The sequence below is a fragment of the Pseudoalteromonas sp. 31A1 genome, from assembly GCF_011378815.1.
In the GTDB taxonomy this organism is placed as follows: Bacteria; Pseudomonadota; Gammaproteobacteria; order Enterobacterales; family Alteromonadaceae; genus Pseudoalteromonas; species Pseudoalteromonas arctica.
Map to the genome: position 1 here is coordinate 1 of NZ_WTKY01000056.1, position 2,496 is coordinate 2,496.

Genomic DNA, 2,496 nt, shown 5'->3' on the forward strand with positions numbered 1-2,496 from the left:
ACCGAAGTTTTATTTAACTCTCTGAGTTGTTCCTGCCTCGCTATGCGTTGGCGTTTCCCGTCTCAGTGGGGTCGCATTATAGGGAGATCATATTTTTACGCAAGCACTTTTTTAAAGAAAAAGTAAAAAAAGATACTGTTCGGTTAGTATCTGAACTAAACCCCCTAAAACTGATAGTTTTGTAACCAAACAGTGCACTGTATGGTACAAAAATCACCTTGCTGATACACTCAAATACTAATAATCATGATCTAAAAGGTACTAACTATGGCAATTCGTTCTTATAAAGGTGTTACTCCTTCATTTAATTCGTCTGTTTATATTGATGAGTCATCGGTTTTGGTTGGTAACATTACTTTAGGTGATAATAGTAGTGTGTGGCCGTTAGTAGCTGCACGTGGTGATGTTAACTATATACGTATTGGTGAGCGTACAAATATACAAGATGGCAGTGTATTGCATTTATCTCGCGCAACTAAAAGCAATCCTGATGGTTACCCACTTATTATAGGTGACGATGTAACAGTTGGTCATAAGGTAATGCTGCACGGATGTGTATTAGGAAACCGTATACTTGTAGGTATGGGCGCTATTATTATGGATAACGTGGTTGTTGAAGATGATGTAATTATAGGTGGAGGATCTTTAGTACCACCAAACAAACGTTTAGAGTCTGGTTACTTATATGTAGGGAGTCCGGCTAAGCAAGCCCGCCCTCTTACAGAGCAAGAACTTGCCTTCTTAAAAATATCTGCCGATAACTATGTATCACTTAAAGATGAATACTTAGCTGAAATCGCTAACTTAAGTTAATAAGCTTACTTCAATTTGGCCTGCCGAGTTATAGCTCTCTTCTTCGATAAGCTCCTCGGCACGTTCTTCGTAATCAAAACGATACTTTTCAAAATATTCTGTTGCGTGACTTTCGTCTGTTAATTTAAGTGTATTTACTTCTATTATACATTCCACCAGCATGCCACTCACTTGTGCAAAAAAAACTAACTGATGATCGGGCTCTCTAAACTCTAGCCTATCTATAAACTGTATTGCCTGATTCATTTAAGCATTCCTTGTTTAAGCGCATCAACAACGGGAAGTATTTTTGGCATTTTGTTACGCCATACATAATATGCTTGAGCAGCTTGACCAACTAACATTCCACTGCCATCTAAAAGCTTAGCGTTAATATTATGCTGTGCAACCCAATTCATAAAAATGGTATTTTGCAGTGAATAAAACATGTCATAAGCGACTTCACAGTTAGTTATGTGTTTTTTATCAAGTGCTGGAAGTTCGTTATTCATACTGCTAGAGGTAGAGTTTATAATTAGTGAGTAATCGCTTACTGGTAAATCATCAAAGCCAAAGCCAGATACTGGTCCATATTGAGTAAACAGCTCTGCGAGTTCTTTGGCTTTTTGTGCTGTGCGATTAACTATTATTATTTCCTGAGGGTTATGCTCTAACAAAGGTAAAATAACCCCTCGAGCAGCACCGCCCGCACCTATGATTAAAATGCGTTTATTAGTTATGGCTACTTCATTAGCGAGTAAATCATTTACAAAGCCCACACCATCGGTGTTATCACCGAGTAATGTGCCATCATCTCGTTTTTTTAATGTATTAACAGCCCCTACAATTTTAGCTAATGCCGTAAGCTCATCAGCCATTGCATAGGCTTGCTCTTTAAATGGCATTGTAACGTTAGCACCAACACCACCTTGCTCAAAAAAAGACAATACTGTTTTTTCAAAGTTATCGATAGGTGCTAATATTGCGCGATAGTCGATTTGCTCACCCAGTGATACAGCAAATTGTTTATGTATCGCGGGGGATTTTGAATGTTTAATTGGATTTCCAAAAACCGCATATTTGTCCATTTTAAAGCAACCTCTTTGCAGCTATATACTGCCTATTAACGATGATAAGTAATATGATTAAACGACTTTTTTCTAAATCTAAGCCAGCTCCTGAGCAACAGGCTCCTACTCCTGAAAAAACACCGTATGAAATAATAGGTGGAGAGAAAGGGGCGCGTGCTATCTCCAATCGATTCTACGACATAATGGAGTCAGATGAATACGCTAAACCGTTATATGATATGCATCCTCTGCCATTAGATCGAATTCGCCAAGTATTTTTTGAATTTTTATCTGGTTGGTTAGGCGGGCCAAACCTATTTACTGAAAAACATGGCCAGCCAATGCTACGTAAAAGGCATATGCCTTTTACTGTAGATAAAGCATTGCGCGATCAATGGATGTACTGCATGAATAAAACGCTGGATATAGAAATAGACAATCCGTTGTTACGTGAAGGCTTAAAGCAATCATTCTCTCAACTAGCAACGCATATGATCAATCAGCATTAAATTTGTATTTAGCCACAATGCAAAAAGGCGCTAATTAGCTGTCTATTATACACAAATCCCTGCTAAGAAATTAGCGGGGATTTTTTTGAACTAAATCTCAATGTCATGATCAGATCTTCAAATCT

The 2,496-nt window shown here is 38.0% G+C and carries 4 protein-coding genes; 2 read left to right on the top strand and 2 right to left on the bottom strand.

Features of this window, described 5'->3' with window-relative positions; genetic code table 11:
• Window positions 1-267 precede the first annotated feature (267 nt).
• On the top strand, window positions 268-813 hold the full coding sequence (locus tag GQR52_RS20230) for a gamma carbonic anhydrase family protein (RefSeq protein ID WP_024593212.1): 546 nt from the start codon (window positions 268-270) through the stop codon (window positions 811-813).
• On the opposite strand, the gene GQR52_RS20235 is transcribed toward GQR52_RS20230, so the two are convergent.
• Together GQR52_RS20235 and aroE are read right to left on the bottom strand one after the other, a co-directional pair.
• Window positions 805-1,059: a DUF1488 family protein gene (locus GQR52_RS20235; protein WP_007584142.1), complete on the bottom strand. Its 255-nt coding sequence runs from the start codon at window positions 1,057-1,059 to the stop codon at window positions 805-807. The two genes, GQR52_RS20230 and GQR52_RS20235, sit on opposite strands and share 9 nt — an antisense overlap.
• On the bottom strand, window positions 1,056-1,880 hold the full coding sequence (aroE, locus tag GQR52_RS20240) for a shikimate dehydrogenase (protein WP_165729603.1): 825 nt from the start codon (window positions 1,878-1,880) through the stop codon (window positions 1,056-1,058). The genes GQR52_RS20235 and aroE overlap by 4 nt, the downstream gene beginning before the upstream one ends.
• Before the next feature lie 53 nt (window positions 1,881-1,933).
• On the opposite strand from aroE, the gene GQR52_RS20245 reads away from it, so the two are divergent.
• Window positions 1,934-2,371, top strand: a complete 438-nt coding sequence (locus GQR52_RS20245; protein WP_004335148.1) for a group II truncated hemoglobin — start codon at window positions 1,934-1,936, stop codon at window positions 2,369-2,371.
• The last annotated feature ends 125 nt before the right edge of the window (window positions 2,372-2,496 follow it).